General features: G+C 65.9%; 17 protein-coding genes. 15 read left to right on the top strand and 2 right to left on the bottom strand.

Annotated features, from left to right (window positions below):
* The first annotated feature begins 86 nt into the window (after positions 1 to 86).
* From EJA05_RS06540 to EJA05_RS06475, 15 genes are all read left to right on the top strand, one after another.
* Entirely contained in the window at positions 87 to 644 is a 558-nt protein-coding gene (locus tag EJA05_RS06540; protein ID WP_125857701.1) for a TetR/AcrR family transcriptional regulator, read from the top strand.
* A 546-nt stretch (positions 645 to 1,190) separates the two neighbouring features.
* Positions 1,191 to 2,165: a 2,3-diaminopropionate biosynthesis protein SbnA gene (gene sbnA, locus EJA05_RS28645; RefSeq protein WP_306109320.1), complete on the top strand. Its 975-nt coding sequence runs from the start codon at positions 1,191 to 1,193 to the stop codon at positions 2,163 to 2,165.
* 6 nt (positions 2,166 to 2,171) lie between these two features.
* Positions 2,172 to 3,203 (top strand): 2,3-diaminopropionate biosynthesis protein SbnB, encoded by a 1,032-nt coding sequence (gene sbnB, locus EJA05_RS28640; protein ID WP_323808597.1) that lies wholly within the window; start codon positions 2,172 to 2,174, stop codon positions 3,201 to 3,203.
* Positions 3,197 to 4,987 (top strand): FAD/NAD(P)-binding protein, encoded by a 1,791-nt coding sequence (locus EJA05_RS06530; RefSeq protein ID WP_125857700.1) that lies wholly within the window; start codon positions 3,197 to 3,199, stop codon positions 4,985 to 4,987. Before sbnB ends, EJA05_RS06530 begins: the two co-directional genes overlap by 7 nt.
* Positions 4,984 to 5,598, top strand: a complete 615-nt coding sequence (locus EJA05_RS06525) for a glutathione S-transferase family protein (protein ID WP_125462949.1) — start codon at positions 4,984 to 4,986, stop codon at positions 5,596 to 5,598. Before EJA05_RS06530 ends, EJA05_RS06525 begins: the two co-directional genes overlap by 4 nt.
* Before the next feature lie 12 nt (positions 5,599 to 5,610).
* Positions 5,611 to 7,047: an L-lactate permease gene (locus EJA05_RS06520; RefSeq protein ID WP_110996412.1), complete on the top strand. Its 1,437-nt coding sequence runs from the start codon at positions 5,611 to 5,613 to the stop codon at positions 7,045 to 7,047.
* 16 nt (positions 7,048 to 7,063) lie between these two features.
* A complete protein-coding gene (locus EJA05_RS06515; protein WP_125857699.1) occupies positions 7,064 to 8,524 on the top strand; it encodes an aminotransferase-like domain-containing protein in 1,461 nt (486 codons plus the stop codon).
* Between the two features lie 373 nt (positions 8,525 to 8,897).
* Positions 8,898 to 10,136, top strand: a complete 1,239-nt coding sequence (locus tag EJA05_RS06510) for an OprD family porin (protein ID WP_125857698.1) — start codon at positions 8,898 to 8,900, stop codon at positions 10,134 to 10,136.
* An 84-nt stretch (positions 10,137 to 10,220) separates the two neighbouring features.
* Positions 10,221 to 11,027, top strand: coding sequence for an NAD-dependent epimerase/dehydratase family protein (locus EJA05_RS06505; protein WP_125462945.1), 807 nt, complete (start codon positions 10,221 to 10,223; stop codon positions 11,025 to 11,027).
* A gap of 25 nt (positions 11,028 to 11,052) precedes the next feature.
* On the top strand, positions 11,053 to 11,946 hold the full coding sequence (locus EJA05_RS06500; RefSeq protein WP_125857697.1) for a glucurono-1,5-lactonase: 894 nt from the start codon (positions 11,053 to 11,055) through the stop codon (positions 11,944 to 11,946).
* Positions 11,947 to 12,008: 62 nt separating this feature from the next.
* Positions 12,009 to 12,980 carry a TRAP transporter substrate-binding protein gene (locus EJA05_RS06495; RefSeq protein ID WP_125462943.1) on the top strand — a complete coding sequence of 324 codons (972 nt, stop codon included), beginning with the start codon at positions 12,009 to 12,011 and terminating at the stop codon, positions 12,978 to 12,980.
* 68 nt (positions 12,981 to 13,048) lie between these two features.
* Complete coding sequence (locus EJA05_RS06490) at positions 13,049 to 13,576, top strand: TRAP transporter small permease (RefSeq protein WP_125857696.1); 528 nt, start codon at positions 13,049 to 13,051, stop codon at positions 13,574 to 13,576.
* Entirely contained in the window at positions 13,576 to 14,856 is a 1,281-nt protein-coding gene (locus EJA05_RS06485) for a TRAP transporter large permease (protein ID WP_125857695.1), read from the top strand. Before EJA05_RS06490 ends, EJA05_RS06485 begins: the two co-directional genes overlap by 1 nt.
* Positions 14,857 to 14,910: 54 nt before the next feature.
* Positions 14,911 to 15,834: an EamA family transporter gene (locus EJA05_RS06480; RefSeq protein ID WP_125857694.1), complete on the top strand. Its 924-nt coding sequence runs from the start codon at positions 14,911 to 14,913 to the stop codon at positions 15,832 to 15,834.
* A gap of 27 nt (positions 15,835 to 15,861) precedes the next feature.
* Entirely contained in the window at positions 15,862 to 16,740 is an 879-nt protein-coding gene (locus tag EJA05_RS06475; RefSeq protein ID WP_125857693.1) for an aldose 1-epimerase, read from the top strand.
* Between the two features lie 48 nt (positions 16,741 to 16,788).
* Here EJA05_RS06475 and EJA05_RS06470 read toward each other — a convergent pair whose 3' ends face one another.
* Both EJA05_RS06470 and EJA05_RS06465 read right to left on the bottom strand, forming a co-directional pair.
* On the bottom strand, positions 16,789 to 18,093 hold the full coding sequence (locus EJA05_RS06470; protein ID WP_125857692.1) for an MFS transporter: 1,305 nt from the start codon (positions 18,091 to 18,093) through the stop codon (positions 16,789 to 16,791).
* 227 nt (positions 18,094 to 18,320) lie between these two features.
* Positions 18,321 to 19,220 carry a LysR family transcriptional regulator gene (locus EJA05_RS06465; RefSeq protein ID WP_125857691.1) on the bottom strand — a complete coding sequence of 300 codons (900 nt, stop codon included), beginning with the start codon at positions 19,218 to 19,220 and terminating at the stop codon, positions 18,321 to 18,323.
* Positions 19,221 to 19,325: the final 105 nt, after the last annotated feature.

The raw sequence follows: 19,325 nt of genomic DNA, 5'->3' as shown, positions 1-19,325 counted from the left end.
TCATAATCTAACCGTGTCAACATTTTGATGATGAACAACATCAATGTATGATGAGCCCCACCATCCCGGTGCAGGAGTCGCCCGCCATGAAAGTCACCAAGGCACAAGCCCAAGCCAACCGCGCGCACATTGTCGAAACAGCCTCCTCGCTGTTTCGCGAGCGGGGGTATGACGGGGTCGGTGTGGCCGACCTGATGGCCGCTGCCGGTTTTACCCATGGCGGGTTCTACAAGCACTTCGGCTCCAAGGCCGACCTTATGGCCGAGGCCGCGGCTTGTGGCCTGGCCAGCAGCGCGGCGCGCAGTGAAGGGGTCGATCTGGCGGACTTCCTGGGCCAGTACCTGTCCAGGGAGCACCGCGACAATCCGGCGCAAGGCTGCACCCTGGCGGCGCTGAGCAACGATGCGGCGCGCCAGCCTGAGGCCGTCAAGGCGGTGTTTGCCCAAGGGCTGGAGCAGTTGCTTCAGACGCTGCAGGCGGCCGGCGGGCCAACCGATACTGCCGATGAGAAGGCTCAGCGTGCCCGGCGCTTGAGCGTGATTGCCACCTTGGTGGGGGCCATCACGCTGTCCCGCGCCTGCCCGGATGATTCGCCGTTGGCGGATGAGATTCTCGAGGCTTGCCGCAAGCAGCTGCTGACCTAGCCACAGCCTTGGCTTGCGCTGTATGACACAGCGCGCAGAGCACGTGACGATAGTGGACTGCCCCCCAAGTGGTCTAACTTCCTGGGGAAGTCCATAGCGTGGGAGCGGGCTTGCCCCGCGAACACCGGCCGTGCCGGTGCCATACACCGCGTTGTTGCAATCGCGGGGCAAGCCCGCTCCCACAGGTATCGCGCCAACGCTTTGAATTGCGAGCAGACGGCTGCTCCCACAATGACCGCGCCAGGCCTACCCTGCCCGCCTCCCCTGTATTGAAAAATCCCGATTTTCTGTATCTGTCGCCCTCCCCTCCCCGCCCCGCACCATCACTCCCGCAGCGCAGGCACACCCGGCGCGCAGTTGCATACCAACCCCAACATCATGAGCAACATCGTTTCCACGGATGGAAAGCGCGTTTGTAGATAACCGTAGAACAGGCAAGCGCTACCACCCGGTACCCCACTTCCCTGCTGCCCCGTTACTTCAAAGCCTGCCGGCCCAACGGCCGGACGGCACGCTTCATTCAGGAAATCTGACAGGGATGCCCTAATGATCAAGCAACTGATAAACGAAAATAACTACGTTCAGGTCGATCAGCTGTGCAGTGCCAAGGTGCACTTGAAGATCGAGGGCCTGAACCCGGCCGGCTCCATCAAGCTCAAGACCGCCCACGCAATCGTCGCCGACCTGGAAAGCCGTGGGCTGATCACCCCCAGAACGCGGCTGATCGAATCCTCGTCGGGCAACCTCGGCGTGGCCCTGGCGATGGTCTGCGCGGCCAAGGGCTACCAGTTCGTCTGCGTCATCGACCCGAACACCTCGGCGCCCAACCGCAAGCTGATCCAGGCCCTGGGTGCACAGGTAATCGTGGTCGACCAGCGCGACGAGAACGGTGGTTTCCTCTACTCGCGCATCCGCCTGATCGAACAGATGGTCGCGCAGAACCCCGACTACATCTGGCTCAACCAGTACCAGAACCCGAACAACCCGCTGGCCCACTACAACGCCACCGCGCGGGCCATCGCCGAGAAGTTCGGGCATGTCGACTACCTGTTCGTCGGCGCCGGCACCACCGGCACGCTGATGGGCTGCAAGCGCTACTTCGCCGACCACCACCCGCGCACCAAGGTGATCGCGGTGGACTCGGTCGGTTCGGTGACCTTCGGCCTGCCCGGCGGCACCCGCCACATCCCGGGGCTCGGCACCAGCCGCCGCCCTGAGATCTACGAGCCCAGCGATATCCACGCCTTCCTCACCGTGCCCGAGGTGCGCACGGTTCAGGTGTGCCGCTGGCTGGCGCAGCGCTACGGCCTGCTGTTCGGTGGTTCCACCGGCACGGTGCTGGCCGGCGTGCAGCAGTGGGCAGCGCAGATCCGCCCGGACGATGTGGTGGTGGCGATCTCCCCGGACATGGGCGAGCGCTACCTGGAAACCCTCTATTCAGACGACTGGGTCAGCCAACGCTTGGGCCCGGACGCGCTGCAACCGTTGTTCCCCGAATTCCCTCTCTCCCTTACGGCGTAACCAGTCATGACCGCACAAGCTTCGATTCCCCCGTTCCACGTGATCCCCGGCGCCACCGTCAAGGACATCCTTGCCGGCATGCGCCAGGAGGCCATCGAGGTGGTCGCGCAGACCTACCTCACCCACGAGCGCGGCGAAACCGTCAACCCGGACAGCTACTTCCTGCGTTTCCCCGAAGAGCCGGCCAACCGCATCATTGCCCTGCCGGCGGCGATCGTCGACAAACAGGGCGAACAGTCGGTATCGGGCATCAAGTGGATCGCCAGCTACCCGGACAACATCCACGCCGGCATCCCACGGGCCTCGGCGGTACTGATCCTCAACGACCCACAAACCGGCTACCCCTACGCGCTGCTCGAAGGCGCGCTGATCAGCGCCGTGCGCACCGCCGCCTCGGCCGTGCTGGGCGCCTGGCTGCTCAATGACAAACACAAGCGCGCCGGCAGCCTGTCGATCATTGGCGGCGGCGTGATCGCCCGCAACATCCTCGACACCTTCATCGGCGACGACTGGTCGTTCGACCAGGTCGGCGTGCATGACCTCAACCGCGAGTCGGCCGAGGCACTGGCCGGTTTCGGTGAGCAACTGGGCCTGCCGCAGGTGCAACTGTGGTCGCTGGAAGAAGCGCTCAAGGCCGATATCGTGGTGTTCGCCACCAGCGCCGGCACCCCCTACGTCAGCGGCGACGACACCTTCCGCCCAGGCCAGATCGTGCTGAACATCTCGCTGCGCGACATCGATGCCGGCATCGTCGCCGCCAGCTACAACTACTTCGACGACGTCAGCCACTGCCTCAAGGCCAACACCTCACCGCACCTGGCAGAGCAGCGCTTCGGCCACCGCGATTTCGTCACCGGCACCGTGGCGCAGATCCTGCGCGGCGAACTGCAGGTGAACCGTGACAAACCCCTGATCTATTCGCCGTTCGGCATGGGCATCCTCGACCTGGCCCTGGGCCGGCGTATCCATGACGTGGCCCTCGAGCAAGGCTCGGCAGTCGCCGTGCCGTCGTTCTTCGGGGAGGAGCGCAGATGGTGAGCAAGCCCCTGCACATCGGCCTGGTGGGCTGCGGCTCGCGCGGGCTGTCGATCTTCGAGCGCCTGCTGAGCATCGCCGAAACCCGCCCGCAACAGCCGTTGGTGATCGACATCTTCGACCCCAACGTGTTCGGCACCGGTGCCCACTGGCCCAACCAACCGGACTACCTGCTGCTCAACACCGTGGCCGGGCAACTTGGGGTGTACCCCGACGCGGCGGCCTTCGGCACCCTGCACGATGCCCGCGAACGCTCGGGCCCGGACTTTCTGGAGTGGTGCCGAGCCAAGGGGGTCAAGGTCGACCCGAAGACCGGCCTGGTGGCCGACGACGGGCGCGCGGTGGAGCCAGAGGACTTCCTCCCACGCCGGCTGCTCGGCGCCTACCTGGCCGACGCTTTCTCGCGCATCCTGAGCAGCGCGCCGGCCTGGGTGGCGGTGCGCCTGCACCCGCACCCGGTGGTCGGCCTGCGCACCGATGCGCAACAGGCCTACCAGCTCAAGCTGCCGTCGGGCGACTGTGTGACCGTGGACCGCTTGATCCTGACCGTCGGCCATACCGGGCGGGTGCGGGCAGACGAGGAAGGCCGGGTGGGTGATATCTACCCGCTGCCGGGCAGCCTCGACAGCATCGCCGCCGGCGAAGCCGTGCTGCTCGAAGGGCTGGGCCTGGGGGCAATGGATACCCTGGCGGCGCTGACCGCTGGCCGCGGTGGCGCCTACCACCGCATGGCCGACTCCAGCCATGTGTACTTCCCATCCGGCAAGGAGCCGGTGATCTATATCCAGTCGCGTGACGGCCTGCCGTTCCGCGCGCGCCCCAATGGCCTGACCCGGGCGCCACGACACAAGCCGATCTTCCTCACCAGCACCCACATCGATGCACTGCGCCAGCAGGCGCCGAACGGCCAGCTGGACTTCGAGCGTGACGTGCTGCCGCGCATGCTCCTGGAAATGCGCGCGGCCGGCATGGCGGTGCTGCACGCCAAGACCGACCCGGCGCGCCACCGTGAAGTGCTGGAGCAACTGCGCACCGTCAGCCTGCAAACGCCCACCGATACCCGCGAGAGCGAAAGCCTGCTGCGTCACTACGAGGCGCTGTCCGGCGCCATCGACCCGCAGGCGCTGATCCTGCACAGCCTGCCGGCGCAGGTGAACGCGCACAACTACCATGCGTGGATCTACGACGCCATCGAGGCCGACCTGCACGAGGCCCGCATCGGCCGCGCCGAATCGCCGGCCAAGGCAGCCATCGAGGTGTGGCGCGACCTGCGTGACCGGCTGCGCGAGGCAGTCGACTTCGACGGCCTCACCGAGGCTTCGCACCGGCAGTTCTACGGCCGCTGGCACAAGGCGATCAACCGCCTGGTGGCCGGGCCGCAGAAGGAGCGCCACGCCGACCTGCTGGCCCTCAGCGACGCCGGGCTGCTGACCTTCCTGCCGCCGGGCGCCGTGCCAGCCGCCAAGCCTTACCGGCGCGTGGCCGGTTACGTGCAGGGCAGCGGCGTGCACGACAGCGACTGCGCCCCGGTGCGCGACCTGGCGCGGCTTGGCCTGATCCGCCCACGCACCGATGTGCCGGGCCTGGATGGCATCGATGTCGACGCGGCCTGCCACCCGCGCGCCAGCAGCGGCGAACCGGTGCGCAACCTCTGGGTGCTCGGGCCGCTGGCCGAGGGCTCGTGCTACTACAACCACTACGTCACCTCGGCCGGCGCGCCGTCGCGGCTGTTCATCGACGCCCACAAGGCCGCCTCGGCCATCCTCGACACAGGGACCGCCCCATGAAGCTCTACTACCAGACCCACTCGCCCTACGCCCGCAAGGTGCTGGTGATGGCCCATGAGCTCGGGCTCGCCGAGCGCCTGGAGGTGATCCACCACGAGACCAGCCCGACTACCCGCAACGAGACCATCTACCAGGCCAACCCGCTGGGCAAGGTGCCGGTGCTGATGCTGCCCGAGGGCGAGGCGCTGTTCGACTCGATCGTGATCTGCGACTACCTCGACACCTTGCACCAGGGGCCGAAGCTGATCCCGCTGCAAGGCCCCGAGCGCTACCAGGCCCTGCGCCTGCAGGCGCTGGCCCAGGGCCTGTGCGATGTCGGCATCAAGCTGCGCTGGGAAGTCGAGCGCCGCCCGGCGCACCTGCGCTACCCGGCCTATGGCGAGGGCCAGAAGTACAAGCTCGAAGAGTCGTACCGCTACCTCGAACAACAAGTCGAACTCGACGGCCCGCTGAACGTTGGCCACGTGGCCCTGGGCACCGCCCTGGACTGGATCGTGTTCCGCGAGCTTTGCGACTTCGCCCAGCACCCGCGCCTGAACGCCTGGTACCAGCGTTTCTGCGACCGCCCCTCGATGCGCGCCACCGAGTACAGCGGTCAAACCCACGATTAAGGAACACAGCACATGGCTGCTCTCTTGTTGCAAATGTCGCCCATCGGCCTGGTGATCGCCCTGATCCTGCTGGTGCGTCGCCCGCCCGTGCAGGCAGCGCTGGCCGGCGTCGCGGTGGTCTTTCTGCTGTGGGGCATGGGCGCCGCGGCGCCACTGTCGGCCGCCGCCAGCTCGGCGATCATCAAGGACACGATGATCCTGTTCCTCAGCACCGCCTGCGTGATCGTGCCGGGGCTGGCCTTCGTCATTCTGGTGGAGCGCGGCGGCGCGCCGCAGGCCATCGGTGCCTGGGTGCGCGAGCTGGGCTGGAAGCCAGCGGCGCAGGTGATCTTCATCGTGCTGGGGTTGGCGCCGCTGCTGGAAGCGATGACCGGCTTCGGCGTCTCGCTGATCGCCACCGTGCCGCTGCTGATGGGGCTGTTCTCGCGCCAGGCCGGGATGAAGATCGCCCTGGCCGGCATGGTCATCATGCCGTGGGGCACCCTGGGCCTGGCCACGGTGATCGGCGGCTTGCTCACCCACCTGCCGGCCAACGAGCTGGGCAGCCATTCGGCGCTGATCAGCGCGCCGGTGTTCCTGGTGCTGGCGGGCATCGCCCTGTGGCAGGCCGGCATTCGCAGCGCCCTGCCGTGGCTGGGCTTGTGTGCGGTATCGGTGCTGTTCAGCGCGGTGCTGTACGGCATCAACCGCTTTGTCGGGCCTGAGGTATCGGGGGTGCTGGCGGGGCTGACCGTGGCCGCCGTGGGCCTGGTGATTTCGTACCTGCAGCGCAAGCGCCTGGTGCGCTGGCCGGCGGCAGCCTGGCCGTACCTGGCGCTGCTGGGGGTGATCGTCGCCTCGCGCGCACTTTTCGTACTGTCGGGATGGGATGGTGTGTGGGTGATCAAGGGCGAGCATGTTTCGTGGAAGCCGCTGGCTTCGCCGGGGCTGGCGCTGCTGATCGTCACCGTGCTGATGACCCTGCGTCAGCGCGCCGACGGCAGCTTCCCGTGGGCTTCGCTGCTCAAGCGCGCCAAGTTCCCGGTGGCGACCATCTTCCTGTTCCTGCTGCTGTCGCAGGTGATGGTCAACGCGGGCTTCTTGGTCGAGGCGCAGCGCGCCCTGCAATCGCTGTCGGGGATTTCGCTGGCGCCGACCGTGGCGCTGCTGGCGGGTATCGCGGGCTACGTCACCGGCTCCAACGTGGGCGGCAACACCCTGGTGATGCCGTCGATCGCCGCCCTGGGCAGCGACTACGGGCCGTGGCTGGCGGCGATGGTCAACAGCGCCGCCGGGCATGGTGCGCTGGGCTCGCTGTCGATCCTGTCGCTGATCACCGGGCTGGCGGCCGCCAACCGCGATGAAGAGCACGGGCTGATCCGCTTCGCCTTCGGCCTGGTGGCGCTGAACATCGCCATCGTTGCTGCAACCGGGGTGGTTTTACTTTATGTTCTGGGAGGTCATTCCTGAGCTGACAAGAGACCCCATGGATCGGTTCGAAACACCTGATAAACGCTGGCGGAGAGTCAAGGACTGGATCATCCGCCAGATCGACAGCGGTGAATGGCCGGCGCGAACCAAGCTGCCGTCGATCCGCACCCTGGCCCGCCTGTTCGACACCAGCATCACCACCGTGCAGCGGGCCCTGGCCGACCTCGAAGCCAACGCCTATGTGCTGACCGAGCCGCGGGTCGGCTACTTCGTGTCGGCGGCGGGGCGCGCCAGCCCGGCCAGCCGTTTCGACTTCTCCAGCGTCACGGTCAACGTCAACCACGCGGTGGTCGCCATGCTCTCCCAGGCGGCCAGCCGCACCACCCTGTCGCTGAGTTCGGCCGTGCTGCACGGCGACCTCACCCCCCACGTGCTGCTCAACAAGTGCATGGCCACACTGGCCAGCAAGGCCGACCTGGCCATCGCCGGGCTGGTGACGCCACCTGGGCATGCGGCGCTGCGCCGGCGCATTGCCGGGCTGATGCTGACCCGGGGCGTGGTCTGCGGCCCGGATGAAGTGCTGGTGACCTCCGGCGATACCGTCGCCCTGGAACTGGCCCTGGAGGCCGTGGCCCAGCGCGGCGCCACGGTGGCCATCGAAACCCCCACCTACTACGGCATCCTGCAGACCATCGAGCGCCTGGGGATGCGTGCGCTGCCCATGCGCACCCACGGGGAAACCGGGATCGACATGGAGCACCTCGAAGAGGCGCTGAAGCTTGAAAAAGTCGATGTGATCTTCCTCAACCCGACCCTGCAGAACCCGCGCGGCTTCATCATGCCCGAGGCGGCCCGCGCCAGGCTGTCGCAACTGGCCCGCGAGGCCGATGTACCGATCATCGAGGACGACATCTTCTTCGACCTGGTGCCGGAAACCGAGCGGCCACGCGCGCTCAAGAGCTATGACAGCACCGGGCAGACCATCTACTGCTCGTCGTTCTCCAAGACCGTCGCCCCGGGCTTCCGGGTGGGCTGGTGCGTGGCCGGCAAGTACCGCGATGCCATCCTCGCGCAGATGTTCTCGCGCAACCTGGCGGTGTCGAGCCTGGCGCAAAGCGCGCTGAACGAGTTCATCGGGCGCGGCTACATGGACGAGCACTGCGCCCGGCTGCGGGGGCAGCTGGCCACGGTGAACGAGGCGATGCACGGGCTGGTGCGTTCGGCCTTCCCGGCGGGCACGGTCTACGTGCCGCCGCGCGGCGGGTTCATTCACTGGCTTGAATTGCCGGCGGGTAGCGACATGGCCCTGCTTCAGCAATTGGCCCATGAGCGGGGCTACCACATCGCCGGCAGCGGGATTTTCTTCGCCGATGGTCAGCCCACCACGGGGCTGCGCTTGTGCCTGGGCAGGCCGCTGTCGCCAGAGCTGGCCCAGGGGCTCAAGGTGCTGGGCGAGTGTGCCCGGCAGGCGCTGGAACCGCTTGCCATTGAGCTGCCAACCCTGGAAATGCCTTAGACGCTCTGTGTAGGAGCGGCCTTGTGTCGCTCCTTCACAGGGATCGTACAACCCAGCACACTTGAATCCCATGGAACGTTGACAAGCCGATTCTCACTTGATAATAATCGTCACAGTTGTACGACAACACACAACAAAAACAACAATCAGTGAAGAGTCCCATGCCAACATTCCGTTCGCGCACCTCGCGCCCGTCGCTGCACACCCGTCTCCCGATAACGCTCCCCGGCGAACCCTTGCCGCAGGCCCTGACTACCTAGCGCCTTCTGGCTCGACCCCTCACGCCCTGACGGGCTGAACTGACCCGCCCCTGCCGTTGGCCGCTTGCGCGTGCCCGGCAATCGGCTGCCTCACATTCGGGAGCACAACAACCATGAACATCCGCCAACCCCTGCCTTTCGCCCTGCTCGGCGCCGCCCTGCTCGGCAACCTGCCTGGCGCCAGCCTGGCCGCCGGCTTCGTCGAGGATGCCAAGGCCACCCTGGGCCTGCGCAACTTCTACATCAACCGCAACTTCGTCGACCCGCGCAACCCGCAGAGCAAGGCCGAAGAGTGGACCCAGAGTTTCATCCTCGATGCCCGCTCCGGCTTCACCGAGGGCCCGGTCGGCTTCGGCGCGGATGTGCTGGGGCTGTGGTCGGTGAAGCTAGACGGCGGTGGCGGCACCTATGGCACCGGCCTGCTGCCCCGCCACGACGACGGGCGCCCGGCCGACGACTTCGGCCGCCTGGCGGTGGCGGGCAAGGCGCGCATCTCCAAGACCGAACTGAAGATCGGTGAGTGGATGCCGGTGCTGCCGATCCTGCGGGCGGACGATGGTCGCTCGCTGCCGCAGACCTTTCGCGGCGGCCAGCTCACCTCCAGCGAAATCGCCGGCCTGACCCTTTACGGCGGCCAGTTCCGCGGCAACAGCCCGCGCAACGATGCGAGCATGGAAGACATGAGCTACGGCCGTGGCATCTCGGACCGCTTCAACTTCGCCGGCGGCGAGTACAAGTTCAACCAGGACCGCACCCTGATCGGCCTGTGGAACGCGCAACTCAAGGACGTCTACGAACAGCAGTATCTGCAGCTGAGCCACAGCCAGCCACTGGGCAACTGGACCCTGGGCGCCAACCTCGGTTACTTCCAGGGCGGCGAAGACGGTGCCGAGCGCGCCGGCAAGCTGGACAACAAGACCTACTCGGGAATGTTCTCGGCACGGGTGGGCGGCAACACCTTCTACGTCGGCCTGCAGAGGGTCAGCGGCGACACCTGGATGCGGGTCAACGGCACCAGTGGCGGCACCCTGGCCAACGACAGCTACAACGCCAGTTTCGACAACGCCAACGAGCGCTCCTGGCAGGTGCGCCATGACTTCAACTTCGTCACCGTCGGTGTGCCGGGGCTGACCCTGATGAACCGCTACATCAGCGGCGACGACGTGCACAGTGGCGCCATCCGTGATGGCAAGGAATGGGTGCGTGAGTCGGAGCTGGCCTACGTAATCCAGAGCGGGGCGTTCAAGGACCTGAGCATCAAGTGGCGCAACTCGAACATCCGCCGCAGCTTCAGCAACAACGAATTCGACGAGAACCGCCTGATTTTCAACTACCCGCTGTCGCTGCTGTGAGTGATTGACAAGCAGCGGAAACGCTGTCGATAATCGCCTAAAGTCATACGACAACATACAACAATTGACGACTGCGAGCCTGCCATGACCACTACCCGCTTCAACCGCCTGCTCCTCACTGGCGCCGCAGGAGGCCTGGGCCAGGTGCTCCGCGAGCGCCTCCAGGGCTGCGCCGAGGTGCTGCGCCTGTCCGATATCAGCCCGATGGCGCCCGCCAGCGGCCCCCACGAAGAGGTGGTGAACTGCGACCTGGCCGACAAGGCTTCAGTGCAGGCACTGGTCGAAGGGGTGGACGCCATCGTCCACTTCGGCGGCGTGTCGGTGGAGCGCTCGTTCGAGGAGATCCTCGGCCCCAACATTTGCGGCGTGTTCCATATCTACGAGGCGGCGCGCAAGCACGGGGTCAAGCGCATCATCTTCGCCAGCTCCAACCACACCATCGGCTTCTACAAACAGGACGAGCGCATCGACGCCCATGCCCTGCGCCGGCCCGACAGCTACTACGGGCTGTCCAAGTGCTACGGCGAGGACGTCGCCAGCTTCTACTTCGACCGCTATGGCATCGAGACCGTCAGCATCCGCATCGGCTCGTCGTTCCCCGAGCCGCAGAACCGGCGGATGCTCAGCTCGTGGCTGAGCTATGACGACCTCACCCAACTGATCGAGCGCGGCCTGTTCACCCCGAACGTTGGCCACACCGTGGTCTATGGTGCCTCGGCCAACCCGACGCAGTGGTGGGACAACCGCTACGCCGCGCACCTGGGCTACGCGCCGAAGGACTCCTCCGAGGTGTACCAGGCCAAGGTGCAGGCGCAGCCGATGCCGGCCGCCGATGACCCGGCGATGGTCTACCAGGGTGGCGCCTTCGTCGCTGCCGGGCCCTTCGATTGAGCCACCCAGGGCCAGGAGGCCGTCCATGCACGCAGAACTGATTCTCGACGCCCGCAACGGCACTGGTGAAAGCCCGGTATGGCACCCCGGCGAACAGGCCTTGTACTGGGTCGATATTCCCGCCGGCCAGTTGCACCGCTGGCGGCTGGCGGATGGCGCGCACCAGCGCTGGCAGGCCGATCAAATGCTCGCCTGCATCGCCCCCGGCGCCAGCCCCGCGGGCGGCTGGATCGCCGGCATGCAGAGTGGCCTGTTCCATCTGCAACCCACCGCCCAGGGCACCCTGGTCAGCCGCCCCCTGGCCAGCGTGGCCCATGCTCGTGAAGGCATGCGTTTCAACGACGGGCGCTGCGACCGCCAGGGCCGTTTCTGGGCTGGCACCATGCTGATGGACATGCAGCAAGGCGCCACGGTCGGCGCGCTGTACCGCCACGACGGCGAGGGCCAGCCGCTGCACCTGCAGCAAGACGGCATGATCGTGCCCAACGGCCTGGCCTTCAGCCCCGATGGCAAGCGCATGTACCTGTCCGACTCGCACCCCCAGGTGCAGGCCATCTGGGCCTTCGACTACGACACCGACAGCGGCACCCCCAGCAACCGCCGGCTGTTCGTCGACATGCGCGACTACCCCGGCCGCCCCGACGGCGCCGCCATCGACCAGGACGGCTGCTACTGGATCTGCGGCAACGACGCAGGCCTGGTGCACCGCTTCACCCCCGACGGCAAGCTCGACCGCTCGCTGCCGGTACCGGTGAAGAAGCCGGCCATGTGCGCCTTCGGCGGCCCTGGCCTGGACACGCTGTTCGTCACCTCGATTCGCCCCGCAGGCGTGGACCTTGCCGACCAGCCGCTGGCCGGTGGCGTGTTCGCCCTGAACCCAGGCGCCAAAGGCCTGGAGGAGCCTGCCTGGGGCAACTGAGCCTGCTCTACCGCACTGCCCACACGAACGAAACCAGACAATAACAACACCGGAGTTTCCTCATGACCTTGAAGCACAAGTGGCTACTGGCCGCCCTCCCCTTTGCCCTGTCCATGTCGGTCTCGGCCGCCACCCTGAACATCAAGTTCGCCGAGATCCACCCCAGCGGCTACCCGACCGTGGTCGCCGAGGAACACATGGGCAAGAAACTCGAAGCGGCCAGCAACGGCGCGATCACCTTCAAGATGTTCGCCGGCGGTGTGCTGGGTTCGGAAAAGGAAGTGATCGAGCAGGCGCAGATCGGCGCCGTGCAGATGACCCGCGTGAGCCTGGGCATCGTCGGCCCGGTGGTGCCGGATGTGAACGTGTTCAACATGCCGTTCGTGTTCCGCGACCACGAGCACATGCGCAAGGTCATCGATGGTGAGATCGGCCAGGAAATCCTCGACAAGATCACCAACTCCGACTTCAACCTGGTGGCCCTGGCCTGGATGGACGGCGGCACCCGCAGCCTCTACACGAAAAAACCGGTGCGCAGCATCGAAGACCTCAAGGGCATGAAGATCCGCGTACAGGGCAACCCGCTGTTCCTCGACATGATGAACGCCATGGGCGGCAACGGCATCGCCATGGACACCGGGGAAATCTTCAGCGCCCTGCAGACCGGAGTGATCGACGGCGCCGAGAACAACCCGCCGACCTTGCTGGAGCACAACCACTACCAGAGCGCCAAGTACTTCACCCTGACCGGCCACCTGATCCTGCCGGAGCCGGTGGTGATGTCCAAGACCACCTGGGAAAAACTCACCCCCGAGCAGCAGACCCTGGTCAAGACCGTCGCCCGCGAGGCGCAAATGGAAGAGCGGGCGCTGTGGGACGCCAAGTCGGCGGCCAGTGAAGCCAAGCTCAAGGCAGCGGGCGTGGAATTCATCAGCGTCGACAAGAAGCCGTTCTTCGACGCCACCGCCCCGGTGCGGGAAAAGTACGGTGCGCAGTACGCCGACCTGATGAAGCGCATCGCCGAGGTCCAGTAAACCCGGTTCCGTTCCCAGATGACTCCTGCAGGGCTGCACGCGCCGTCCTGCAGCTTCGGTGATGCCTTATGAAAAATTCATTCCTGCGTCTGAACGACGCCCTGTACCGCTGCTGCATCTGGATTGCCGGCCTGTCGATCCTGACCATGACGCTGATCATTCCTTGGGGCATCTTCGCCCGTTACGTGCTGGGCACCGGCTCCAGCTGGCCGGAGCCGGTGGCGATCCTGCTGATGGTGGTGTTCGCCTTCATCGGCGCCGCCGCCAGCTACCGCGCTGGTGCGCACATGGCGGTGGCGATGGTCACCGACCGCTTGCCGCCGGCCCAACGCAAGGCCGCGGCGCTGCTGGTGCAGCTGCTGATGCTGCTGGTGTGCGTGTTCATGACCTGGTACGGCTACAAGCTGTGTGTGACCACCTGGAAGCAGTTCCTTGCCACCCTGCCATCGGTGCGGGTGGGGCTGACCTATGCGCCGATCCCGATCGGCGGTGCCGTCACCCTGATGTTCGTGCTGGAAAAACTCATCCTGGGCGACCAGAGCCATCGCCAGGTGATGCGCTTTGACGTCGTCGAAGAACACGAAGGAGCGGCATGATGGATGCGTTGATTCTGATAGGCAGCTTCCTCGCGTTGATCCTGCTGGGCATGCCGGTGGCCTATGCCCTGGGCCTGTCGGCGCTGATCGGCGCGTGGTGGATCGACATCCCGCTGCAGGCCATGATGATTCAGGTGGCCAGTGGGGTTAACAAGTTCTCGCTGCTGGCCATTCCGTTCTTCGTGCTGGCCGGCGCGATCATGGCCGAAGGCGGCATGTCGCGGCGGCTGGTGGCGTTCGCCGGGGTGCTGGTGGGCTTCGTGCGCGGCGGCCTGTCGCTGGTCAATATCACCGCGTCGACCTTCTTTGGCGCGATCTCCGGTTCGTCGGTGGCCGACACCGCCTCGGTCGGGTCGGTGCTGATCCCGGAGATGGAACGCAAGGGCTACCCGCGCGAGTTCTCCACCGCCGTCACCGTCAGCGGTTCGGTGCAGGCCCTGCTCACCCCGCCCAGCCACAACTCGGTGCTGTACTCGCTGGCGGCCGGGGGCACGGTGTCGATCGCCTCGCTGTTCATGGCCGGTGTGATGCCCGGGCTGCTGATGAGCGCCGTGCTGATGGGCCTGTGCCTGATCTTCGCGAAAAAGCGCAACTACCCCAAGGGCGAAGTGATCCCGCTGCGCCAGGCCATGAAGATCGCCGGTGAAGCGCTGTGGGGCCTGATGGCGATGGTGATCATCCTCGGCGGCATTCTGTCCGGGGTATTTACCGCCACCGAATCGGCGGCGATCGCCGTGGTCTGGTCGTTCTTCGTGACCATGTTCATCTACCGCGACTACAAGTGGCGCGACCTGCCCAAGCTGATGCACCGCACGGTGCGGACCATCTCCATCGTGATGATCCTGATCGGCTTTGCGGCAAGCTTCGGCTACGTCATGACGCTGATGCAGATCCCGTCGAAGATCACCACGCTGTTCCTGACCCTGTCGGACAACCGCTACGTGATCCTGATGTGCATCAACTTCATGTTGCTGCTGCTGGGCGCGGTGATGGACATGGCGCCGCTGATCCTGATCCTCACGCCGATCCTGCTGCCGGTGATCGCCGGCATCGGTGTGGACCCGGTGCACTTCGGCATGATCATGCTGGTCAACCTGGGGATCGGCCTGATCACCCCACCGGTGGGTGCGGTGCTGTTCGTCGGTTCGGCGATCGGCAAGGTCAGTATCGAATCCACGGTCAAGGCGCTGCTGCCGTTCTACCTGGCACTGTTCCTGGTACTGATGGCGGTGACCTACATTCCGGCCATCTCGCTGTGGCTGCCAAGCGTGGTGCTGTAATGCCACAAGGCGGGCCTCGATGGCCCGCCCCTCCCTGCAAACGGACCCTGCATCATGGCTGTCGCCCTCGCTTCGCCTCACCTCTTCCCGCGCAAACTGGCGGTAGCGCTGCTGGCGCTGCTGGCCTGTTGCTTCGCCGGCAACCACATTGCCGCGCGCATCGCCTTCGACGACGACACTGGCGTACTACTGGCCATCCTCTGCCGCTCGGGCCTGACCCTGCTGGCCCTGGGTGGCCTGGTGCTGTGGCAGCGCCAGCCGTTGGGGCTACCTGCCGGCTCCTGGCGCTGGCAACTGCTGCTGGGCCTGCTGATCGCCACCCAGAGCCTGTGCCTGTACTCGGCCGTGGCGCGTATTCCGGTGGCCCTGGCACTGCTGGTGGGCAACACCTTCCCGATCCTGCTGGCGCTGCTGAGCTGGGCCCTCGGCGGGCCGCGACCAACCCGGCGCACCGCGGCCTTGATGGGTTTGATCCTGTTCGGCCTGGTGCTGGCGCTGGATGTGCCCTCTCGCTTGAATGGCAGCGCCGAGACCAACCCGGACTGGGCCCTGGGGGTAAGCCTGGCGTTCTGCGCGGCCTGTGTATTCGCCTGCGCCCTGTGGATCACCGACCACAAGCTGGCCGGCGTTCGCGGCCCGGTGCGCAGCATGCTGACCCTGCTGATCGTGTTCGCCAGCATGCTGCTGGCAGGCTCCGGCGGCCTGGTACCGGCCGGGCTGGCGCTGCCGGGCAGCAGCGGCGGCTGGCTGGCCCTGGCGAGCCTGGTGGTGTTGTACGGCACGGCCTTCACCCTGCTGTTCGTGTGCATGCCTCGGCTGAACATGGCGCAGAACGCCCCGGTGATGAACATCGAGCCGATCGCCACCCTGCTGCTGGGCTGGGCCCTGCTCGGCCAGCAACTCAATACCCTGCAGCTGCTCGGCGCCGCCGTGGTGGTATGCGGGATCGTCCTGTTGACCTACCGCAAGGCGGGTTGAAACCGCCTGCACCTTCGGAGCGCCGCAATGCCTGTGCCTGAACTGCACCTGCAAGACCGTCTGACCCGCCTGAGCCTGGCGCCCACCCTGGGCGCCAGCCTGATCAACTGGCAGGCCAAGGCCAGCGGCCAGGCGCTGCTGCGCCACAGCGACAGCGCCGCCCTGGCCAGCGGCTCACCACGACGCCTGGGCTGCTACCTGCTGGCGCCCTGGTCGAACCGCATCGCTGAGGGCGGCTTTCAGTGCCCTGATGGCTGGCTGGCGTTGGCGCCCAATACCGACCATGACCCCTACCCTATCCATGGCAGTGCCTGGCAGCAGCCCTGGCAAGTCGACAGCGTGGATGACGGCCATGCCCGCCTGAGCCTGGACAGCCAGGTGCCCTTTGCTTACCGCGCGACCCTGGACGTACGCCTGGATGAAGGTTGCCTGACCCTTGAGCTGGAAGTGACCCACCTCGCCCCACGGCCGACCTGGCATGGGCTGGGGTTTCACCCGTACTTTCCGCGCTTTGCCGACACCCGCTTGCTGGCGCCCGCGCAGCAGGTGTGGGTGGGAGATGAGGGGCAGTTGCCCTCGCGCCAGGCCACGATCCCGCCGCAGTGGTGTTTCGACACGCCGCAGGTATTGCCCAGCGATGGGGTCGATCATGCCTTCAGTGGTTGGCAAGGCACCTGCAGCATTGTCCAGCCGACGGCGGGTTATCGCCTCGATTGCCATGCCAGGGGTGCCGATCACTACCTGCTGTACTGCCCCAAGGACCAGGGGTTCTTCTGCATCGAGCCGGTCAGCCACCCGATCAACGCCCATCACCTGCCCGATCGGCCCGGCTTGCAGCTGCTGCGCCAACATGAACAACTGCACCTGGGTTTCAGCTTGCAGTACCGGGCACTTGGCACCGACTGAAAACGCCAAAGGGGCTGCAAGCAGCCCCTTTGATCCATCGCAACGGGGTTAACGGCCCGTGCCGAGCACCACCTGCGCCTCTGTCGGTGCTGCCTCACGGGGTTCGCTGCGCAGCTCGCGCGCCAGGTTCCACACCAGCACCGCAGCAATGATGTCGAACGCCGCCAGCACCACGAACAGCGGGCTGTAGCCGATCTGCGTGACCAGGATGCCGAACACCAGGGTGAACACCGCAGCCCCCAGGTAGCCGAACATGCCGCCCATGCCGGTGGCGGTCGCCACCTGGTCTTTGCTGAACGAGTCGGAGGTGATCGAGTACAGCGCGCCGGACAATGTCTGGTGCGCAAAGCCGCCGATGCACAGCAGCAGAATTGCCGTGTACGGGCTTTCCACCAGGCCGATGCAGGCCGGGCCGATCATGCAGCTGGCGCCGAACACCAGGACCATCTTGCGCGAGGTGAACAGCGACACCTTGCAGTAGCGGTGGAACAGCGGGCTCAGGTAACCGCCCAGCACGCAGCCGATGTCCGCGGCCAGGAACGGCAGCCAGGCGAACATCGCCACTTCCTTGATGTTCATGTGCCGCTCGGTCATCAGGTACAGCGGGATCCAGGCGTTGAAGGTCTGCCAGGCCGGCTCGGAGAGAATCCGCGCCGAGGCGATGGCGTAGAAGTTGCGCTCCTTGAAGATGCGCTTCCAGGCGCCCTTGACCCGCGCTTGCTGTTTGAAGTGGGCTTCCTGGCCGGACAGGATGTAGTCGCGCTCCGCGGCACTCAGGCGCTTCTGGTCCTTGGGGTGCTTGTACAGCAGCATCCACAGCAGGGTCCAGACGATCCCCGAGACGCCGACGATGACGAACGCCAGTTGCCAGCCGCTGTGCAGGATGGCCCAGACCACCAGCGGCGGTGCCAGCAAGGCGCCGAGCGAAGAACCGATGTTGAACCAGCCGATGGCGACCGAACGCTCCTTGGCCGGGAACCATTCGGTGGTGGCCTTGACGCCGGCAGGCAGGCCGGCCGCTTCGGTCATCCCCAACAGCCCGCGCATGAACGCCAGACTTTGCCAGCCGCTGGCCAGCGCCGCCCCGGCACAGGCCAGCGACCAGGCCAGGGCGAACACCGCAAAGCCCAGCTTGGTACCAATGAAGTCGATGACCCAGCCGGCGATGGGTTGCATCAGGGCGTAGCAGATCTGCCAGGTGGCGACGATCTTGGCGTATTGCTCGGTGCTGATGGAGAGGTCGGACATCAAGGTGGGGGCAGCCACCGAGAGGGTGTTGCGGGCGAGGTAGTTGACGACCAGGCCAGCTGTAACAAGGCTGACCATCCACCAACGGATGCCTTTTATGCTCATGGATCACCTGAATTATTTTTAGAGTTGCTGGTGATTGCCTGTGGTCGCCCGGGCGACTTGAGACAAATTGTTTCAGGCGCAAGATTGCCATGTCATAGGTCGTCGTACAACAATTTTAAGTTGTCATGTTCGCGTATTTGCCTGTGATTGAGCTATATCAGGGCTTACCTATGCTTAGCGGGGAAAATTTGGGTGGCCTAGCACCATGGTTGTACGACGTCATGGGTTCAACTCAGGTGCTGCTGAGCACGCAGGTGTTCGGCCAGCATGTCGATGAAGGTGCGTACCTTGGTCGAGCCGTACTTGCTCTCGCGGTGCAGCACATGGATCGGCCAGGGCGCTTCTTCGTACTCGGCAAGGATCACCTGCAGCCGCCCGGCCGCCAGCTCGTCGGCCACCTGGTAGGACAGCAGCCGGGCGATACCCAGCCCGGCACTGGCGGCGGCGATGGCCGCGTCGTTGCTGGTCACGGTCAGGCGTGGCTTCATGCGGATCAGGGTCGGGTCGTCGATGGCGCCGAAGCGCCAGTCGGTGCGTGGCGAGAGAACGCCGGCAGCGATGATCGCGTGGCCTTGCAGCTCGCTCGGATGGCGTGGGGTGCCGTGTTGTTCGAGATACCCAGGCGAGGCGCACAGCAGCCTGCGCATGCTGCCCACGCGCAGGGCCTTGAGGCCGGAGTCGGGTAGCTGGCCGATGCGTACCGCCACATCCATGCCCTCCTCCACCAGGTTCACCACCCGGTCGAGGAAGTAGGCCGATACGTCCACCTCGGGGTACTGCTGCAGGTAGCGGACGATGCAGGGCATGACGAACTTCTTGCCGAACAGGATCGGCGCGGTCACGGCCAGGTCGCCCTTGGGCGCGGCATTGATGCCGGCGGCCGCTTCGTTGGCTTCGATGATACTGGCGAGGATATGCCGGGTGTCTTCCAGGTAGCGCCCGCCGGCTTCGGTCAGGCGCACGCTGCGGGTGGTGCGCAGCAGCAGCTTGACCCCGAGTTGTTCTTCCAGGGCCGTGACGGCACGGGTCACTGCCGCCGGCGATATCGCCAGGCGACGGGCCGCGGCGGCGAAGCTTTCCAGTTCGCCGACGGCGACGAACACCTTCATCAGGTGGATCTGGTCCATGCGGGCTCCTGGGCCTCGGGGGTGCGGGGGATTATCTGTTATAGCGGGGTTTTCTGCTCGCTTCACCGGCCCCATCGCCGGCAAGCCGGCTCCCACAGGGATGGC

Source organism: Pseudomonas oryziphila, from assembly GCF_003940825.1.
Lineage (GTDB): Bacteria > Pseudomonadota > Gammaproteobacteria > Pseudomonadales > Pseudomonadaceae > Aquipseudomonas > Aquipseudomonas sichuanensis.
This window is presented reverse-complemented; position numbering and strand designations above follow the sequence as displayed.

Coding starts and splice junctions, on each gene's coding strand:
- EJA05_RS06465 (WP_125857691.1), bottom strand. CDS start 19,220: ATGGACCAGATCCACCTGATGAAGGTGTTCGTCGCCGTCGGCGAACTG.
- EJA05_RS06475 (WP_125857693.1), top strand. CDS start 15,862: ATGCCTGTGCCTGAACTGCACCTGCAAGACCGTCTGACCCGCCTGAGC.
- sbnA (WP_306109320.1), top strand. CDS start 1,191: ATGATCAAGCAACTGATAAACGAAAATAACTACGTTCAGGTCGATCAG.
- EJA05_RS06490 (WP_125857696.1), top strand. CDS start 13,049: ATGAAAAATTCATTCCTGCGTCTGAACGACGCCCTGTACCGCTGCTGC.
- EJA05_RS06480 (WP_125857694.1), top strand. CDS start 14,911: ATGGCTGTCGCCCTCGCTTCGCCTCACCTCTTCCCGCGCAAACTGGCG.
- sbnB (WP_323808597.1), top strand. CDS start 2,172: ATGACCGCACAAGCTTCGATTCCCCCGTTCCACGTGATCCCCGGCGCC.
- EJA05_RS06515 (WP_125857699.1), top strand. CDS start 7,064: ATGGATCGGTTCGAAACACCTGATAAACGCTGGCGGAGAGTCAAGGAC.
- EJA05_RS06530 (WP_125857700.1), top strand. CDS start 3,197: ATGGTGAGCAAGCCCCTGCACATCGGCCTGGTGGGCTGCGGCTCGCGC.
- EJA05_RS06485 (WP_125857695.1), top strand. CDS start 13,576: ATGGATGCGTTGATTCTGATAGGCAGCTTCCTCGCGTTGATCCTGCTG.
- EJA05_RS06505 (WP_125462945.1), top strand. CDS start 10,221: ATGACCACTACCCGCTTCAACCGCCTGCTCCTCACTGGCGCCGCAGGA.
- EJA05_RS06470 (WP_125857692.1), bottom strand. CDS start 18,093: ATGAGCATAAAAGGCATCCGTTGGTGGATGGTCAGCCTTGTTACAGCT.
- EJA05_RS06500 (WP_125857697.1), top strand. CDS start 11,053: ATGCACGCAGAACTGATTCTCGACGCCCGCAACGGCACTGGTGAAAGC.
- EJA05_RS06510 (WP_125857698.1), top strand. CDS start 8,898: ATGAACATCCGCCAACCCCTGCCTTTCGCCCTGCTCGGCGCCGCCCTG.
- EJA05_RS06525 (WP_125462949.1), top strand. CDS start 4,984: ATGAAGCTCTACTACCAGACCCACTCGCCCTACGCCCGCAAGGTGCTG.
- EJA05_RS06520 (WP_110996412.1), top strand. CDS start 5,611: ATGGCTGCTCTCTTGTTGCAAATGTCGCCCATCGGCCTGGTGATCGCC.
- EJA05_RS06495 (WP_125462943.1), top strand. CDS start 12,009: ATGACCTTGAAGCACAAGTGGCTACTGGCCGCCCTCCCCTTTGCCCTG.
- EJA05_RS06540 (WP_125857701.1), top strand. CDS start 87: ATGAAAGTCACCAAGGCACAAGCCCAAGCCAACCGCGCGCACATTGTC.